The organism is Loigolactobacillus zhaoyuanensis (genome assembly GCF_003946385.1).
GTDB lineage: Bacteria > Bacillota > Bacilli > Lactobacillales > Lactobacillaceae > Loigolactobacillus > Loigolactobacillus zhaoyuanensis.
The window spans coordinates 1-16177 of the sequence record NZ_RHOE01000013.1; the positions used below are offsets into that span (position 1 = coordinate 1).

Sequence of the window (16177 nt, forward strand, 5' to 3'; positions counted from 1 at the left end):
TAGAACACATAAAATAGGCAAGATCCAGTGAGAAGCAACACCTGAATTAAGTTCGATTCATCCGTGAACGGTGATTCCATATATTAATCGTCATCCCCCCTTGAACATCCGGTTTTGAACTTGGGTTTCATGGAACTTTAGACGTTACCGAATCGAACCACGGTGCGCCGGCAGGGGATATAGTATCTTCCGTTGTTTTATTATTTCATGTTTGTTTGGGTCTTTCCGGAAACAGTATCGCCGGAGAATGAGATAATAGCGTTTGCTCCAGCATCACCATTGACGCCAGATGTATATGACCAATTTTCACTGGTGTATCCAGCAATATTAGTCAAATCATAACCGTTAGGATCACCAAATTCTTTCTGAATATCAGCCTTTGAAGTGCCATTTTGAATGGCTTCCACCTGAGCTAAAGTGATCTTTTTAGCGCGATTAACTTTTAAACCTGTGATTACTTTTGCGACAGCATGTTCATTTTCAAACGATACCGTTACATTTGAACCAAAACTGCCATTGGCAACTTTATCCCAAGTATATAGTTTGGTTTGTACATCCTGAATGGTATTCTCAGTAGTTGAATTGGCTTTGCCGCCAAATAGGTTAGCAACGTCTGCTGATGATGTACCAGTACTATCGGATAGGGTGACCTTATCAAATGCAGCTTTAGTGACACCTTCAACTTTTTGGGATGAGCTACTACTGCTAGAGCTATCCTTACTGCTTGCGCTATTATTTGTAGATGATCCGCCACCTAATTGTGAACCAACACCAGCAATAACGATAATAACAAGAATCCAGAACCAAACACGTTTATAGAATGGTTTTTTTTGTACATAAGTATTTCCTTTTTCGTCCTTAATCTTTTTAGCCATTTGAATCTCCTCCTATGATATAATAAATTATCGGCTTCTTATCCATAGGAGTTTACCTCTAATCGTTCCCAGCGGTTAGGGGCTTTTTTAGTAATCACTGAGTTTAGGAAAGCCATATGTCCAAACGAGTTCTTGATAAGAATCAGCGGCGCGATCATTTTCCTCAACAAAAAGATTTGTCAGTAAATGCGCAGCGAATGTATCCGCCTCAACTTCAACTTTGCTACGATTACGCCGATTGAAGTCGTAATAGCCTTCTAGCCCTTCATGTTCAATCACATGACCCAGTTCGTGGGCCATAGCGAAATATCGTTCAGGTGTATCACGAATGCGCTCATTTAATAAGATCGCAGGAGCTTTACCACCATCTATTGTAGGGTAGTTTCGCGTTTCTCCAGCGGGATGTGCGCCGAATGGCCGCCAATCAACTTGTATATTTAGCTTTTCCGCGATAATAAAAGGATCGAATGTTCCGTAACGATATCCCATATAGCCAATAACTTTCTCCAAGTTATCCTTCATCTGTAATCACATCACTTAATAAATTATTCTTTAGTATCACGCGTAATCTTCCGTTCGGCACGACGACGCTTCCAAAAAATTTGAGTGAGAGCAACCCGCAGCTGTTCATTTTCTTCTTCGGTTAAGTTGTCACCATCATAGGTCATACCGGTATCATCATCTAAGAATTTTTTTAAATCAGTGGTATCTCGCTTATCAGCCCATTCTGGAGTTTGGTTTTGACCTAAAAGAAAATCAGTAGTGACATTAAAATATGTGGCAAGCTTTTTTAAGATATCGTAATCAGGTTGTCGTTTACCTGATTCATATGCAGTATAAGCAGGCCTTGAAATTCCTAGAAAATCTGCAATTTCTTGCTGGGTAACATGTTTCTTACTACGTAAATCTTTTAATTTTTGTGCAAACATGAGTACCCTCCTCTCAAAAATATAGTAACATATTGTTACAAATAAAAAAGTTTCGTTTTGTTACATAAATCGTTTGACATGTATCATATCGTGACGTATTATAATTAGTGTAACGATATGTTACTAAGGAGATGATAATTTGAGAACTTGGTTAAGAGAAATACGTTTAAGTCAGTCACTAACCCAAGAGGATATTGCTGTCGCATCTGGAATTAAAAGACCCTATTATACTGCTATAGAGAACGGTGATAGACAACCCAGTGTTAAGGTTGCTAAAAAAATCGCAAATAAGATGAAGTTCGATTGGGTTATTTTTTTTGATGACTATAGTAACGAATCGACACTTAGAAATGGACGTGAATCTAATGCATGAAGCATTAATTGAAATTCAAAAATCAAACCGTGAGAAGCGACTTGCTGAACGTCTGATGGAATTGTTCAAAGCAATGTTCCAAGCCCGCGACTATTACGGCAAAACCGATGGCATCATCCATGCTGACTACAGTCAAGTACCAGAGTTGCTGACTGAGTTCAAGGAAGCGGGTATCAAGTATTTTCCAATCGATTCTGGTTTTTACTTTGATTGGAGCAATCTTGAATAGTTGCTTCATTAAATATTTTAGGACTTGAAGCTGTAAATAAAAATAGTGCTAGTGCACAAATGAAGGTGAGTTTATGAAGAATGGGGATCGTAAATTTTCGGGACAATTAAGCGCGGACTTTGAGCATTCAGAGGTTAGTCGTACAGAAGCGGCTAAAAAACTCTATGTTTCAAAGTCACAGATAACAAAATATACACAGGGGACGGTCAGCATCCCTAAAGTTATGAAGAAGGCCATCACTGGATTAATGGGCAGCATTAAACTCTCATATTCGGCAGCGCGTGCTGATTATGGTGTCATTTCGTTTCTAAAGAATCCACGGCAAAGGGATGATGTTTTATCTGCTAACACAACTGCGGTTAGAGAGGAGCGTGAACGGCAGGCACTCGAAGATGAATTTATGAATGCGATAACCCTCGAGCCGAAATTTAGAACCAGTAAGCAGCAAGAAATCATTGATTCGTATTTGAGAAATTTTATTGAAGAAATCGGTGCAGAACATACTAAATTAATTGCTCTTGCCGCCTATCTTAACGTTGATGTTCAAGTGATCGTAGACGAATTTAATAATAAATTAGGAGGTTAACAACATGCAGAAACCAGCACAGAAGATTAAAAGCGAGATTGTTATTGAACTGCCAGCTGATCAAGCGATTTATTCAAAAGGCTACGTTGAGGAGCTTGAACAATTCCGCAATCACGAAAGTTTAGATGGCGTTTGGTGGTCGATGAATGATTTAATGGTGCGGCTGAATAAAGGTCGCAAGTGGATCAAAGATAATATTCTGAATAAATACTATCGCGTTTTGTCCTATGAGAATGGCGGACCGGTATTTTATCCAACGGAAGGAACCAAAGAACAATGGGCCTTCAACGCTAAGCCCATGGCTAATTTTTTAACTAAGAACTTTCCAGATATCTATCAAAATAAAGAGTAGGGGGCGTTACTCGTGGGATTTATAGAATTCATGTTTTATATCAGTTTGCTGGTCTATGCGGCACGGCGTGACTTTTGGCTAAATACACCGTGGATCAATAAAAATAAGAATGAAGAGCTTACAGAGTTCAAACCAACCAAACAGCAGAATAAAGTAATTGATGGTTGGGTTCGAGGTGTTACGCATGATCAGAATAAAGCAGCGTAATAAAAAAGCCGCAGATGCAGGCACATCGGCGGTTGGGTATCTAAATTCTACAGTCGGAATTTATACCCTCATTATAGCAAAGCACACTGGGGGTGTCCATAATGCAAATAACCAAGGCTAAACGCGAGAAAGTAAAAGTCCCAATCTTATTGATGGGTGCTAGTGGCTCAGGTAAAACATTGTCAGCATTATTAGTTGCAAAAGGGATGATCGAGAAGATGTTCCCTAATCTGGATGAAGATCAGCAATGGGAAAAAATCGGCTTTATCGATACCGAGCACCGCCGAGCTAACCTGTACGTTAACACCGAACATGCAGGCACTCTGATTGGTTCGTTCCTTAAGGTCGATCTAGATCCACCGTTCACAGCTGATAAGTATAAGCAAGCTTTTGAAATGCTCAAACGGGCTGATGTAGAGATTATCATTGTTGATTCATTATCTAGTGCGTGGAGCGGTGAGGGCGGTATTTTGGCCAGAATTGATCAAATGGGTGGCGGTTTCGATAAATGGAGTCAAGTGACGCCTGATCAGCGTATGTTATTAAGTATTTTGATGGATACAGATGTTCACGTTATTGCCACTGTCCGCAGTAAACAAGGTCTTGAAGTCACGCGGAATGAGCGCGGCAAAACCAAAATAGAGAAAGTTGGCTTGAAACCGGAATATAAGGACGGGCTAGAGTACGAGTTCGCCATTACATTCCAGCTTTATGAAAATCATTTTGCCGAAGCAATGAAGGATAATTCCAGCCTTTTCCCTGAGGCAATGCTGTTGAGTCGTAAAACGGGTGCCGTGATCTATGATTGGGCGGAAAAGGGTGTTGACCCTAAGGCGGCTGAACGAGAACGAATCCAAGGTGCGCTTGATGCCATTAATAAATTGATCGGTGATGATGAATTACTTAATCGTAAGCTTACAGAATTTAAGACTGAGATCGGGAATCAAGACTTGACTACTTGGAGCCTAGTTCAGCTAATTGCCGCTTATAAGCATTTAAAGAACACAGCTGAGTTTAGAGATTTGAATATCAACGTTGATAGCAATTCCAGCGATCAGCAACAAACCGATGTGCATCGTGATTTTAAGGTGCTAGGATAAATAATTATTTTTATGGAAGGGGGACGCTCATGGATTTCTTTGCTGAGATAAAAGCGTATCGTAATTGGCTCGAACTAAATCCGTTGAAACCAAACACTCAAGTTTTGTGGTTCCATCTAATGATGATTGCTAATGAGAGTGGTTGGAAAACAGATTTATCCATACCCAATTCTACGTTAATGGCACGTACCCATTTGAGCGAAAAAACGCTGATCAAACAGCGTAACCTTCTTGTGCAACTAGGACGTATTACGTATCGATCACGCGGGACCCAAAAGGCTGGTATTTACCAGATTACTCCATTCTTTACCGGCAAAATTCCAGTAAGTCGGGAAGCAAAGCAGGAAGCAAAACGGGAAGTAAAGCAGGGTGTAAAGGTTTCAGCTTATCTAGACATAGACCCAGACACAAACCAAACGACACCACAAGTTTCCGCTTCTGCTCCACCAGCTACTAATAATTTAAGTGATACGGGCGTACCCGCGCGCGAGGAAGTTTTTACAAGCATTGAAAAAGAATTCGGTCGACCATTGTCGCCAATTGAACTCGAAACAGTTAGTGACTGGTTAGGCCAAGACCAGTACGCGCCGGAAATAATTCTACTTGCGCTCAGGGAGGCCGTTTTGAACCATGCTTTTAGTTTTAAATATATCGACCGCATCTTATTGAGCTGGGAAAAGCAGAATATTCAAACGGCGGCAGACGTGCAGCAAATGCAACGTAAACGTGATCATAACCGGCAAAATGCTGCTGAACCAGTACAAACGCCGGTAGTGAATCAACTGCCGAATAATATTCCTGAAATTCCAATGTATAACTGGGCTGACCCAGACCAAAACGAAGGAGGCTACTAGCCATGAACAGCACAATGAATTTGCCAACAAATCAAGTCGTCACACTGGATAGTCGTGAAGTCGCACAGATGACGAATCAAGCGCATAAAGAGTTATTGCGCACTATCCGAAAGTACACTAGTATTTTAACCAGCGCAAAACTGCGCTCGTTAGATTTTTTCATTCCTAGTGATTACGAGGACTCTAAACATGAGGTGCGTCCTTGCTATCTGATCACTAAAAAGGGCTGCGAGATGATTGGCGCAAAATTGCGCGGTGATCGTGGCACTGTATTTGTCGCTCAGTATGTTTCTAAGTTCAATAGTGTGCCGGTGCCAGCCGAAATGGCTGATGCGCAATTTCCGGTACCGAAGACTTACGCAGAAGCATTACGGTTAGCTGCGGACACCGCAGAACGCAATGAGCGACTACGTATTGATAACGAAGTTAAAACACAGAAGATTGCAGAATACGAACCAAAAATCAGTTATCTTGATCGTATTCTCAATTCACATGATGCCCTGACGGTTAGCCAAGTGGCAGCCGATTATGGGATGTCTGCGATCGAATTAAACCAAGTGTTACGGGATGAGCACATTCAGCGTAAAGTTAATGGACAGTGGCTGCTTTACCGTGCTCATATGCATAAAGGCTGGACTAAATCAAAAACCCATCGCTATTTCCACACTAACGGCGATCAAGGTGTTGCAGTGTCGACACGCTGGACACAAAAGGGGCGGCTTGCAATTCATCAAATTTTAGAAGCGCGTGGTATTTATGCACTGATGGACCAGGAGGCTTTGAACGTATGACCGCATCTAAAGATTTGATAGAAAAGGTCAGCATCATGCAAGCTAAACGACAGCCATTTATTCGCTGGGAGCGGGATCAATTTGCCATCGCGATGTTAAAGGCAGCGTGGGATGCTAACAAGAAAGCTGATCGGGTAAAGCAAAGTGACCCCACCAGTAAGTGAGAGGTGACCCCACCTTGACTATAAAGACTGATAATAAGCGAATTAAGTACACAATGACACCAGAAAGCTTACGCGAGCTAGCTTATATCGCATCAGTGACTCATGAGCAACCATCTGAACTGATTAGGCGGGTTCTGCATGCTGATTACGAGCTGACTCGTGCTGGATTTAACGGTTATCGCAAGCAAAGGGATGTGAAATAATGGACCCAATAATTCAAGCAATGCTGGATGCTAGCCGCGGCGAAGGATACGTCACTGGCGTTTATGCAGTCAGAAAAATTATTTCGGACAGGAAAGAAGAATTAATCAGTATTGGTGACTTAGTGGAATTAAAAGAATTTGATCACTTGTTACAGCTGATAGATGATTTTATCCGAGAGCGGTTAGCAAAAAATGATATTTAAAAATTAATTTTGGGATGAAGCAATTGAATAATTATGTTAAAGACGGTATTAAAATAACAATAATTCTAGCAGGAGTGCTCGCAGTATTTAAAGTGCTGCTAGAATTATTGATTTATTTTTTGATTTAAAAGAACATATGCTCGTATCAACTGAATTTAATTAAGGAGGAATTAGCAATGAGTTTTGCACAGACTGAATATATCGCTCCAGTGTCGGAAAAATGGTTTAATAGCCACGCCAAAAAGTTTAACCGAAAGAAAATTGATGAATACTTGTTACACAGTCCAAGGTTGTCACCAGCAACGCTGACCCAGTACCGATCATGCTTGCGTATTTTCGCGTACTGGATCTACAAGTATTGTGGTAACAAAAAAATAATTGATCTTAAAATTCGCGATGGTAAAGCTTATCAGGACTGGTTAGTTGATCACAACGGATCATCGACGAATATTAATGTGAAGTTGGCTGCTGCTTCTGAGTTATGCGAATATATCGAAAAATACTACGAGGACGAATATCCATTATTTCGTAATCCAATTAGGAAAGGTCGTGAGCGAGTTGTTAAGACGGCACGTAAAGAAAAACATCCCTTAGAACCAGATGAAGTGGCCCATTTGCTCCAAGTGCTGCACGAGCGCGGTCAGTACCAACGAGAATGTTATTTAGCGCTAAGCTATCAAACTGCTTGTAGACGTGCTGAGTCAGCACAATTTAAGCGGCTGATTACAGATTATACAGATAGGGATGCTGAATATTTTGAGTATGAAGGTGAGCGGCACAAGTATTATTTAAGTAATTCGATCCGCTGCAAGGGCCCGGGGCGGCAAGGCAAAGTGCGTCAATTCAAGCTATCAGTCGAGACTCTAGGTTACATTAAACAATGGGATGATCAGCGCCGCTACCTAGTTGCTAAAAAGGAATTAAGAGATGATGCTGATGGTTTGTTTGTTCACATTGACAGCCGCGGCGTGAAGAATTTAACTCCGGCCGCATTTGCCTATTGGTGTGAGGGCTTCGGCGATATCGTAGGCCGCAAATTGCACCCGCATGATCTGCGCACCAGCCGGGCAACAAATTTAGTCGTCTATCAAAAGAAACCACTGAGTGCCGTGTCAGTAATGATGGGCCACAAATCGGAGGAGACGACCAAGGTCTACTATGTAATCACTAATGATCGTGATTCTGATGCCGCATTGCTATAAAAAAAGCCACTGTCCCCAGCGGCTCACTCTTAAATCTTCGCAGATTAATTATAACATACGGGGTGAAGTCATGGACGGATTAACAGCAGTGCAGGTAGCAACAATCACTGAAAATGTTGTTGCCAGCTTGGATAAAAAGGGAAAACGTAGTAAGAAAGAACGTCGTGATCACCGATTACGGAATACTTACTTGCTGCTGGATAATTATCGTAAATTAAAGGCACACATTGACACGCAGCCGGAAGTATCGGCTGAACAAAAGGAATATGAACGCGAAACAGGGGATGAGATCACGCTCAACTCCTTAATGAAGTACCACATTAAAACTGAACAGTTCCTGTCATTTATTGATTCGATTTTAGCTGGATTTGAGTTTCAAGCTAAAAACGGGGATGAGGCCGCTTGGCGTCGTTTCCGGGTGATTGAGTTCTTGTACTTATCCACAACCCATTTAAGCGTGTCGGAAATTGCGATTTATTTTAATTGTGATGTTAGTACGATTCACAAGGACAAACGCCGCGCGGTCAATGATTTATCGGTTATGTTATACGGCATTGACGCCATTTCTGATTTTTTAAGCAATGGTCATTTTACGCCATAAATTCGCCAACATTTGTCCATACTTCGCATTATATAATAGTAGTGTGATATTTTTAGATGTCACTTTGATTGACCTCCTTTATGAATTTAAAACGATAGAAGCCCTAGCTAAATTAGCTGGGGTTTTGTTATGCTATTGGTTAGGGGGTGTATATTTATAATGAATCACATTAATATTAATAGACCGGAATTAGATTCATATGTTATAGCAGCAGTTAACGAGCCATATACAGCAATGAATAAGGCATACAATGCTCAAGAATATAGTGAAGCAGTAAATTATGCTAAGGCAATGGCTGAATCAACTTGTAATTATGTGTACAAGCTGCTTAAAGGAAAAACTTTACAGGAAGAAAAAGGTAGCTACCAAAATCTACACAAGGTTACTTCTGAGTCGTTAAAGGCTTTGCGGAGTGAACTGACACATCCGGACTTAATGAGTAATATCTCAAATGAAATGGTATCTATAATTGACAAACTGGGCCAGGTTAGAAACGCAACCTCTGTTGCCCATGGATCAGGTAGAAGAGTTGAACCAATAGCCCCAGTGGAAGCTAGATATCTTATGTTTATGTCCGAATCATTTTGTACATTTGTTTTGGACTTGTTATTCAATAAAACACATTCGCTTAAAACCAATGCTGTTGGTTCAGTTTTAGATCCTGATGGAATGAAAATTTATCATGCTGCTGATGGTAATATTGAAGCCGCCGTGGCAGAGGACGGCACTCGATATGAGGTGAATAATGCTAACAACGTGATAATTATGGTTACTGTAGAGTTCGAACTACCTTTAAATACTGAATTAGATGCCGAATATCTGTCTGACTATATTCGTGGTTACGTTGAAGACGATGCAGTTATAGATAAACCGACAGCAACTGGATTGAATGCATGGCGTTATTATTCGCCAAGTAAGGACTTTTACTATGATGTGAGTTTTGTTAAGAATACGTTATATATTTCCACTGATTGGCATCAGATGGATTGAAGTTAACCGGTCGGTAGGTGTGGCATCTTGCAAGTTTCCTTAGCTTGATAAAGCTGGTTCGATTCCAGCGGCCGGAATTAAATGAACTATATTTTAAGTCATACTTAGGTATGGCTTTTTTGTTTGGAGGTGAGGAAATGGCTAAGTATCGTGATTGGATTAAAAAGGAAAGTTTATCTAAGTTAGAAGACTGGGCCCGCGATGGCCTGATAGATGAGCAAATTGCTAGGAATATTGGTATTAGCCCGTCTACTTTATATGAGTGGAAGAATCGCTATCCGGAGATTTCGGAGTCCTTAAAAAGGGGTAAATTAATTGCTGATCAAGAAATTGAAAGTGCATTGCATCGCCGTGCTAAGGGTTATGTGACTGTTGATCACCAGTATAAAATAGTCGATATTCCGCAAGAAATCGTTGAAGTTAAACGTAAACAGTATGAAAATCGTTGGAAATTAAAGCATCCCGATGCCACGTTGGAGGATGTAAAGGATGCTGCTATTTTACATGTTCGTACTACCAAGCGCGTTGAGATTTTCCAAAGTGAGCATGAGGTTCCATCCGATACGACAGCAGCCATTTTCTGGCTCAAAAATCGCAAGCCGAAAGAATGGCGCGATAAACACGAGACGGAGCTTAGCGGTGAGGTTAGAACGAATCCTTATGCAGGTTTATCAACTGAAGAACTACGTAAGCTTGCAGCCGAAGATGATACGACATGAATCAATTAGATAAAATAGCAATCGCCCGTGGGGCACGCTATGAGTTGGCCCGCCGTGATTTTTTTGAGTACTGCCATTTGATGAGCCCAGATTTCTACCGTCGTGATCGACAATATTTAATTGATTTTGCCGATCAGCTTCAAAGTTTTGCAGCATCTGATGATAACGTATTGGTAATTAACATGCCGCCACGTCACGGAAAGTCGCGCACAGCATCCCTGTTCGTGGAATGGCTACTTGGTAATGACTCCACGGTTAAAGTGATGACAGGCTCTTATAACGCCGATCTATCGACTTCATTTTCGAAGTCGGTGAGGAATGATATTCAACAGATCAAGGCCGATGAGAACATTCCTGTGTTCACTGATGTATTCCCAGGTGTGACTATTAAAGATGGGGATGCTGCTATGACTAGGTGGAGTTTAGCTAATGGATTTAACAACTATCTAGCAACATCTCCATCTGGGACGGCTACTGGCTTTGGTGCCACAATCGAAATCATTGATGATTTGATCAAAAATAACATGGAAGCCAATAACGAAACGGTGCTGGAAAAGCAATGGTCTTGGTTTACTGATACAATGCTATCGCGCTTAGAGAATGGTGGCAAGATCATCATTATCATGACGCGATGGAGTAGTCTAGATTTGGCCGGCCGTGCGTTAAGCGAATTACCGGCTATAGGCTACAAGCTCAAGCATGTCAATATGAAGGCATTACAGGATGATGGGACGATGCTTTGTGATGGTGTACTGACGCGGGAAGATTTTGATCGGCGTTTCAAAACGTTGTCACCTGCGATTGCCGCAGCTAACTATCAGCAGCAGCCGATTGATCAGGAAGGACGCCTATATAAAGAGTTTAAAATCTATAGTGATATACCGAGGGATGACAGTGGTCATCCCTTATTTAATGGTATTTATTCGTATACAGATACCGCTGACGAAGGGTCTGACTGGTTGGCTAGTTATGCATTTGGTGTGTATCAGCACGAGGCTTATATCTTAGATGTTGTGTACACACAAGCTCCGATGGAAGAGACTGAGCCAGCAGTGGCAAATATGTTCAATGATAATCAAGTTAACCAGGCGCTGATCGAAAGTAACAATGGTGGCCGCGGTTTTGCCCGTGAGGTTGAACGTATTCTTGCATCACAGTTTAGCAGTAATAAGACTGTGATCAAGTGGTTTCATAATAGTCAAAATAAGAATGCCCGGATTATTTCGAACGCGCCGTGGGTGATGGAACATATTTATTTTCCGATTAATTGGCGTGATCGTTGGCCGGACTTGTTTGATATTTTAAACAGGTATCAGCGTGCTGGGAAGAACGCCCATGATGATGCGCCAGACGCATTGACAGGCATTGCTGAGATGTTAACAGGTAAGCGTCAAGTGCCTGTGCGCCGTAAGAAGCACAGGACGATATTTTAAAGAGGTGATTAAATGACAAGCAAGCTTATTGATTCGGTCTCTAAAGCTAAAAGCATCCCTATTCGAAAGGCTATTACAACTGAAAACAATAAAATAGTTGGCTCTGAAAATTTACGACGTGATCTAACGCTTTTATCCGCACCCTATGATTTGACGGTACTACGGACAATCGGTGAAACGTCCGATATTCTGAACCAATGTATTGAAGCATACGCTCAAAATGTTGCTGGCTTTGGCTTTGAGCTGAAATATAATGAAGATGATCGTGAAGAATCAGCCGAAATGAAATCCGAATGGGATGCACTCGATAGTATTCTACATGATCTCAGTCTGGATCGCCCCGCTAAAGAGATCATCGCTGAGTGTGTTCGCCAAACCGAAGAGACTGGCAATGGTTATTTAGAGGTTATCCGTAATGGAAGCGGGGATGTCGTTGGCATCAACAATCTTGATGCTGAATATATGACAGCAACTAAAATCAATCGAGTGACGGACTCTGGCGGCAATACGCGACGAGTCCGTTATTTTGTATTTCGCGACACATTAGATGATTCAGGACGTGTCAATGGAACATGGTTCAAGATGTTCGACGATCCTACTCCATTAAATGTAAATGGCAGCATTGCTGAGGATGGTAATGCAGGTACTGCTACCGAGCTTATCCAGTTTAAGATTGGTGATTATAACAAACCCTATGGCGTTCCACGCTATATTGGTGCGTTGATCAAAATACTGGGTAACCGTAAAGCTGATGAGCTTAATTACAGCTACTTTACTCAAGGGCGTCACATGCCGTTGGCAATCGTACTGGAAAATGCGCAATTAACGGCACAGTCTGAAGCAACGCTACAACAGTATGCTAATGATGTCAGTTCTCAGTCAGCACAACAGCACAAGTTCTTGCTAGTCGAGGCGGAGAAGGTTGGCAGTGAAGAGTCAATGCTTGGGGATGACGACAAGACTAAGCCAGCCGTTCATTTTGAACATTTGGCGGATGTATTGCAGAAGGATGCGCTATTTTTAGAGTATAACGACAATGCTGTAAAGCGTGTTCTAAGCGCATTTCGGCTGCCACCAGTTTATGTTGGTCTGAGTTCGGACTACAATCGAGCTACTGTAGAAACTGCCAAGCAACTAACAGAGGAACAAGTGTTTCAACCGTTGCGGGAGAGCTATGGTTGGCAGATCAATAATATTTTGAAAGACTACGAGTTTAAGCACGTTCACATGCGGCTTAAAACGCCTGATATTCAAAACACAGAGGATATTGCGGCTATTCTCACACCAGCGGTCAATGCTGGGGCAGTGGCACCGAATGATTTACGGGATATCTTATCTAAGGTCCTGAATAAGCACCTCGAAAACTTTGACGGTGATCAATACAATCTACCGCTTAACAGTGCATCCCCATCAGCAGTTGACGTTACCAAGGCATATGGCGGTGAACCTGATGGTGAGTTGTCAGGGATGATCAGGCGACTACTGAGAAAGGCGGCCAAATGATGGATGAGCAAATTATTCAGCAAGCATTGTTGATTAAAGATGCGGAAGATGACGAGTTACGCAAGCTGCTAAAAAAGATGCATATCAAGCATGTTGATCAAGTGATTGATTATATCAACAGCATAACTGATGATCTAGACGATATACTGCAGGCTGATTATGAGGAAATTCTAGCTATTGCTGAACGAGCTTATAAAAAGTCGGATACGACTGCGCCATTAGCCATTTGGTTGGCGTTACAAATGCGGCACCGAACTTTTATCAAAGACTTTAATATTACGATTACACCACGGCTTAAGTCGATGTACCAGGATCTGGGTCAACAAGCCGCGACCGAGTATGATACATCCCTTGATTTTGACAAAAAGACTAGTTACACTGCGCAGCGCATGTCTAAATGGTTGAAGCAGTTATCCAAGTTGATGAACCTGACTACTCGTAATTTTGCAACCAGCGCAATAAAGCGCTCGTATGAACGAGGTAAGGGAATCGATTGGCTGCGAACTAAATTAAGCCAGTCAGATGAGTTTAGTTATCGCCGAGCGCGTACAACGGCAATTACCGAAGGGATGCGCATGTATTCTGCTGGAACCTATGAAGCTATGGAAAAGTCAAATGTAGTGATCGGATTTGAATGGCATCATGCTAATGGTGTTAGGGAGCCACGCAAAAGTCACGAAGACCTTGAAGGTACTGTGATCGATAAAGAGAGCTACTTTCACATAGATGGCGAGTTTGCTAAATTCCCTCGCGATCCTGATCTAAGCGCGAAGCAATCGGTCAATTGTCATTGTTATATTGAGCCTGTACTAGCTGGCGAATTGAAGGGAGGTGAGTAAATGACACGACAATTGAAAAATGCGAAGATCAGTTATGTGAGTTATGTCGATAAGGCGGCTAATCAGCACACCTTCTTTTTAACTAAATCTGATTCACAACCGACTTTTCAGCATCCTGTGACGCCGGTATTTAAGGCTGATGATCCACAAAAACTTGTCTATGGAATTGTGTACGAGCCAAGTGTTGAGGACAGCCAAGGCGATTATATGGACGCTAGCGACATTGAAAAAGCGGCCCATGGATTTATGGAAAGTTATCAGCACATTGACAAGCAACACGACTTTGAAACTAAGGCTGGTAAGGTTGTTGAATCTTATGTTGCCCCAGTTGACATAGAAATTGGTGATACCACAATCACTAAAGGAACGTGGGTGCTAGTTACTAAGGCGACAGATGAAATCTGGGATGCTATTCAAAAGGGGGATTACACTGGCTATTCAATGGCCGGCACCGCCGAAACAATCGAAAAAGCGGTACAACAGCGGTATGAACAGCAGTTACCAATGCAGCAGGCTCAGCTAGCATTTGAAGCATTAAGTAGCGTATTTAGCGATATTCGTTGGAATGGTCAGTATGCTGACAATGAAAGTAAAATTGCAGCATTATTAAATGAAATTGATGAATTTAAGGGCGTGATCAGCTCTATTAAAGGTGATTCATCCCTAGTAACAAAACAAAGTAAGAAGGGCTTGGTCAATTCGATCAAGTCTTTTTTGAATAAAGAAGGAGACGATGAAATGACCCAAGAAGAAATCACTAAAGCGGTACAGGCCGCAATGGCACCTTTTACCGAAAAGTTAGAAAAAGTAGAAAAGGCAGTAGCACCAGCAACCGCACCAGCTGCGCCTGATCCTAAGAACCCCAATAGCGATAAAAAAGAGGATAGCGTTGATTCTGACGTTGTGACAAAAGCAGTAGCTACTGCAGTGGCACCATTACAGACACGGTTAGAAAAGTTGGAAAAGGCACGTACTTCAAATGTTCCTGATGTTATTACTACAACAAGCGTCGAAAAGAACGCAGCCCCATCTTATGTTGATGCTGCGTTTCCAATTAATGAATAGGAGATGTTAATAGATGGATAATGCTGTATTACTAAAACAAATGGCTGCCATTCAAAAGGCAGGTAATAATGTTACGTTACGGGATGATAACGCCCGTGCATTCGTGCTCGATCAAATTGCTAATGCAACGACCTTAGCTAAGCTACCGACATACTTTGCTAATTCCGGTACTGGTTCCATTGATAAATTAGGGGTTAAGCGTCGGACACTTAAATTGCATCAAGGGACAAATACTAAACCAGATGGTACCGATATTGCCGAAGAAGGAACGGTACCATTTGCGTTAACCCCACTGTATCTTGATACTTGGATTGAGAACAGCAATACGTTCTATACTGCGCGGACCCGTGGCCAAGACGTGCGTCAAGCGTTATTGAGCTTAATGCAATCTCAATATGCTGCGGATCTACAAGACTTAGCATTTAATGGGGATGCAGCGTCAACAGATGCCTTCCTGAAGTTGAACGATGGCTTTATCAAGCAGGCTAAAACATCTAATGCAATCAACAATCTTGAAGTTGATAAGCTACCAACAATTGCCGAGTTGACGCTATGGACAGGCGGAATCAAAAGTAAGTACTTACGTGCTGGCACATATACATGGTTCATGAGCCAAGCAACATCCCTGTATTACGTCAATGAATTACAAGGTCGTCAAACGGCACTTGGTGATGCGACAATCGTTAATGGTAAGTTGACCAATATCGGTGGTTATGCTGTCGAAGTCGTTGACAATATGGACGATAGTGCCATCTTATTCACAACGTTATCTAACCTGGTCCCAGTTGTTGGATTGAACGTCACACTGACGACTGCCGCAGCTGATTCTTTATCGGTGGCTAAGCAGGCCACATATCATTTCATGTTAGAAGACGTGGACTTCATTATCCGCGAACCAAAAATGTTGGGTATTATTACAAAAAAAGCAGTAACCCCGGCGGCGTAGTTACTCCGGAGCC

23 protein-coding genes are annotated in these 16177 nt (G+C 41.9%); 20 read left to right on the forward strand and 3 right to left on the reverse strand.

All coding sequences use genetic code 11. The features are described 5' to 3' along the window. Nucleotides 1–200: 200 nt before the first annotated feature. The 3 genes from EKM76_RS04345 to EKM76_RS04355 all read right to left on the reverse strand — a co-directional run bounded on the left by EKM76_RS04345 (nucleotide 201) and on the right by EKM76_RS04355 (nucleotide 1804). Entirely contained in the window at nucleotides 201–875 is a 675-nt protein-coding gene (locus EKM76_RS04345) for a DUF3862 domain-containing protein (protein ID WP_125549478.1), read from the reverse strand. Between the two features lie 87 nt (nucleotides 876–962). Further along, nucleotides 963–1385, reverse strand: a complete 423-nt coding sequence (locus EKM76_RS04350; protein ID WP_225417871.1) for an ImmA/IrrE family metallo-endopeptidase — start codon at nucleotides 1383–1385, stop codon at nucleotides 963–965. A gap of 35 nt (nucleotides 1386–1420) precedes the next feature. Continuing rightward, complete coding sequence (locus tag EKM76_RS04355; protein WP_125549480.1) at nucleotides 1421–1804, reverse strand: helix-turn-helix domain-containing protein; 384 nt, start codon at nucleotides 1802–1804, stop codon at nucleotides 1421–1423. A gap of 139 nt (nucleotides 1805–1943) precedes the next feature. Between EKM76_RS04355 and EKM76_RS04360 the strand changes: the two genes are divergently transcribed. The 20 genes from EKM76_RS04360 to EKM76_RS04450 all read left to right on the forward strand — a co-directional run bounded on the left by EKM76_RS04360 (nucleotide 1944) and on the right by EKM76_RS04450 (nucleotide 16164). Continuing rightward, the gene (locus tag EKM76_RS04360; protein ID WP_125549481.1) at nucleotides 1944–2177 is read left to right on the forward strand and encodes a helix-turn-helix transcriptional regulator; all 234 of its coding nucleotides are present in this window, start codon (nucleotides 1944–1946) and stop codon (nucleotides 2175–2177) included. Then, a complete protein-coding gene (locus EKM76_RS04365; protein WP_125549482.1) occupies nucleotides 2170–2406 on the forward strand; it encodes a hypothetical protein in 237 nt (78 codons plus the stop codon). Before EKM76_RS04360 ends, EKM76_RS04365 begins: the two co-directional genes overlap by 8 nt. 73 nt (nucleotides 2407–2479) lie before the next feature. Beyond that, a complete protein-coding gene (locus tag EKM76_RS04370) occupies nucleotides 2480–2992 on the forward strand; it encodes a hypothetical protein (protein WP_125549483.1) in 513 nt (170 codons plus the stop codon). Between the two features lie 4 nt (nucleotides 2993–2996). After that, nucleotides 2997–3344 carry a DUF771 domain-containing protein gene (locus EKM76_RS04375; protein WP_125549484.1) on the forward strand — a complete coding sequence of 116 codons (348 nt, stop codon included), beginning with the start codon at nucleotides 2997–2999 and terminating at the stop codon, nucleotides 3342–3344. A 12-nt stretch (nucleotides 3345–3356) separates the two neighbouring features. Next, a complete protein-coding gene (locus tag EKM76_RS04380; RefSeq protein ID WP_125549485.1) occupies nucleotides 3357–3551 on the forward strand; it encodes a hypothetical protein in 195 nt (64 codons plus the stop codon). A gap of 101 nt (nucleotides 3552–3652) precedes the next feature. Continuing rightward, nucleotides 3653–4651, forward strand: coding sequence for an AAA family ATPase (locus EKM76_RS04385; protein ID WP_125549486.1), 999 nt, complete (start codon nucleotides 3653–3655; stop codon nucleotides 4649–4651). Between the two features lie 29 nt (nucleotides 4652–4680). Then, nucleotides 4681–5505 carry a DnaD domain-containing protein gene (locus tag EKM76_RS04390; RefSeq protein WP_225417872.1) on the forward strand — a complete coding sequence of 275 codons (825 nt, stop codon included), beginning with the start codon at nucleotides 4681–4683 and terminating at the stop codon, nucleotides 5503–5505. Nucleotides 5506–5507: 2 nt separating this feature from the next. Beyond that, a complete protein-coding gene (locus tag EKM76_RS04395; RefSeq protein ID WP_225417873.1) occupies nucleotides 5508–6296 on the forward strand; it encodes a phage antirepressor KilAC domain-containing protein in 789 nt (262 codons plus the stop codon). Then, nucleotides 6293–6460 (forward strand): hypothetical protein, encoded by a 168-nt coding sequence (locus tag EKM76_RS13420; RefSeq protein ID WP_164507587.1) that lies wholly within the window; start codon nucleotides 6293–6295, stop codon nucleotides 6458–6460. Before EKM76_RS04395 ends, EKM76_RS13420 begins: the two co-directional genes overlap by 4 nt. 53 nt (nucleotides 6461–6513) lie before the next feature. Further along, nucleotides 6514–6663 carry a hypothetical protein gene (locus EKM76_RS04400; protein ID WP_164507588.1) on the forward strand — a complete coding sequence of 50 codons (150 nt, stop codon included), beginning with the start codon at nucleotides 6514–6516 and terminating at the stop codon, nucleotides 6661–6663. After that, a complete protein-coding gene (locus EKM76_RS04405) occupies nucleotides 6663–6866 on the forward strand; it encodes a hypothetical protein (protein WP_125549488.1) in 204 nt (67 codons plus the stop codon). Before EKM76_RS04400 ends, EKM76_RS04405 begins: the two co-directional genes overlap by 1 nt. 176 nt (nucleotides 6867–7042) lie before the next feature. After that, nucleotides 7043–8068, forward strand: a complete 1026-nt coding sequence (locus tag EKM76_RS04410) for a tyrosine-type recombinase/integrase (RefSeq protein ID WP_125549489.1) — start codon at nucleotides 7043–7045, stop codon at nucleotides 8066–8068. A gap of 70 nt (nucleotides 8069–8138) precedes the next feature. Continuing rightward, nucleotides 8139–8669 (forward strand): hypothetical protein, encoded by a 531-nt coding sequence (locus tag EKM76_RS04415; protein WP_125549490.1) that lies wholly within the window; start codon nucleotides 8139–8141, stop codon nucleotides 8667–8669. Between the two features lie 159 nt (nucleotides 8670–8828). Beyond that, nucleotides 8829–9659 (forward strand): abortive infection family protein, encoded by an 831-nt coding sequence (locus EKM76_RS04420; protein ID WP_164507589.1) that lies wholly within the window; start codon nucleotides 8829–8831, stop codon nucleotides 9657–9659. Nucleotides 9660–9796: 137 nt separating this feature from the next. Further along, nucleotides 9797–10378, forward strand: a complete 582-nt coding sequence (locus EKM76_RS04425; protein ID WP_125549492.1) for a helix-turn-helix domain-containing protein — start codon at nucleotides 9797–9799, stop codon at nucleotides 10376–10378. Continuing rightward, entirely contained in the window at nucleotides 10375–11811 is a 1437-nt protein-coding gene (gene terL, locus EKM76_RS04430) for a phage terminase large subunit (RefSeq protein ID WP_125549493.1), read from the forward strand. The genes EKM76_RS04425 and terL overlap by 4 nt, the downstream gene beginning before the upstream one ends. 12 nt (nucleotides 11812–11823) lie before the next feature. Continuing rightward, nucleotides 11824–13314, forward strand: a complete 1491-nt coding sequence (locus EKM76_RS04435) for a phage portal protein (protein ID WP_125549494.1) — start codon at nucleotides 11824–11826, stop codon at nucleotides 13312–13314. Continuing rightward, nucleotides 13314–14153, forward strand: a complete 840-nt coding sequence (locus EKM76_RS04440) for a phage minor head protein (protein WP_164507590.1) — start codon at nucleotides 13314–13316, stop codon at nucleotides 14151–14153. The genes EKM76_RS04435 and EKM76_RS04440 overlap by 1 nt, the downstream gene beginning before the upstream one ends. Beyond that, a complete protein-coding gene (locus EKM76_RS04445) occupies nucleotides 14154–15218 on the forward strand; it encodes an XkdF-like putative serine protease domain-containing protein (RefSeq protein ID WP_125549496.1) in 1065 nt (354 codons plus the stop codon). It abuts the gene before it with no gap. Between the two features lie 13 nt (nucleotides 15219–15231). Continuing rightward, nucleotides 15232–16164, forward strand: a complete 933-nt coding sequence (locus EKM76_RS04450; RefSeq protein ID WP_125549497.1) for a phage capsid protein — start codon at nucleotides 15232–15234, stop codon at nucleotides 16162–16164. Nucleotides 16165–16177 lie beyond the last annotated feature (13 nt).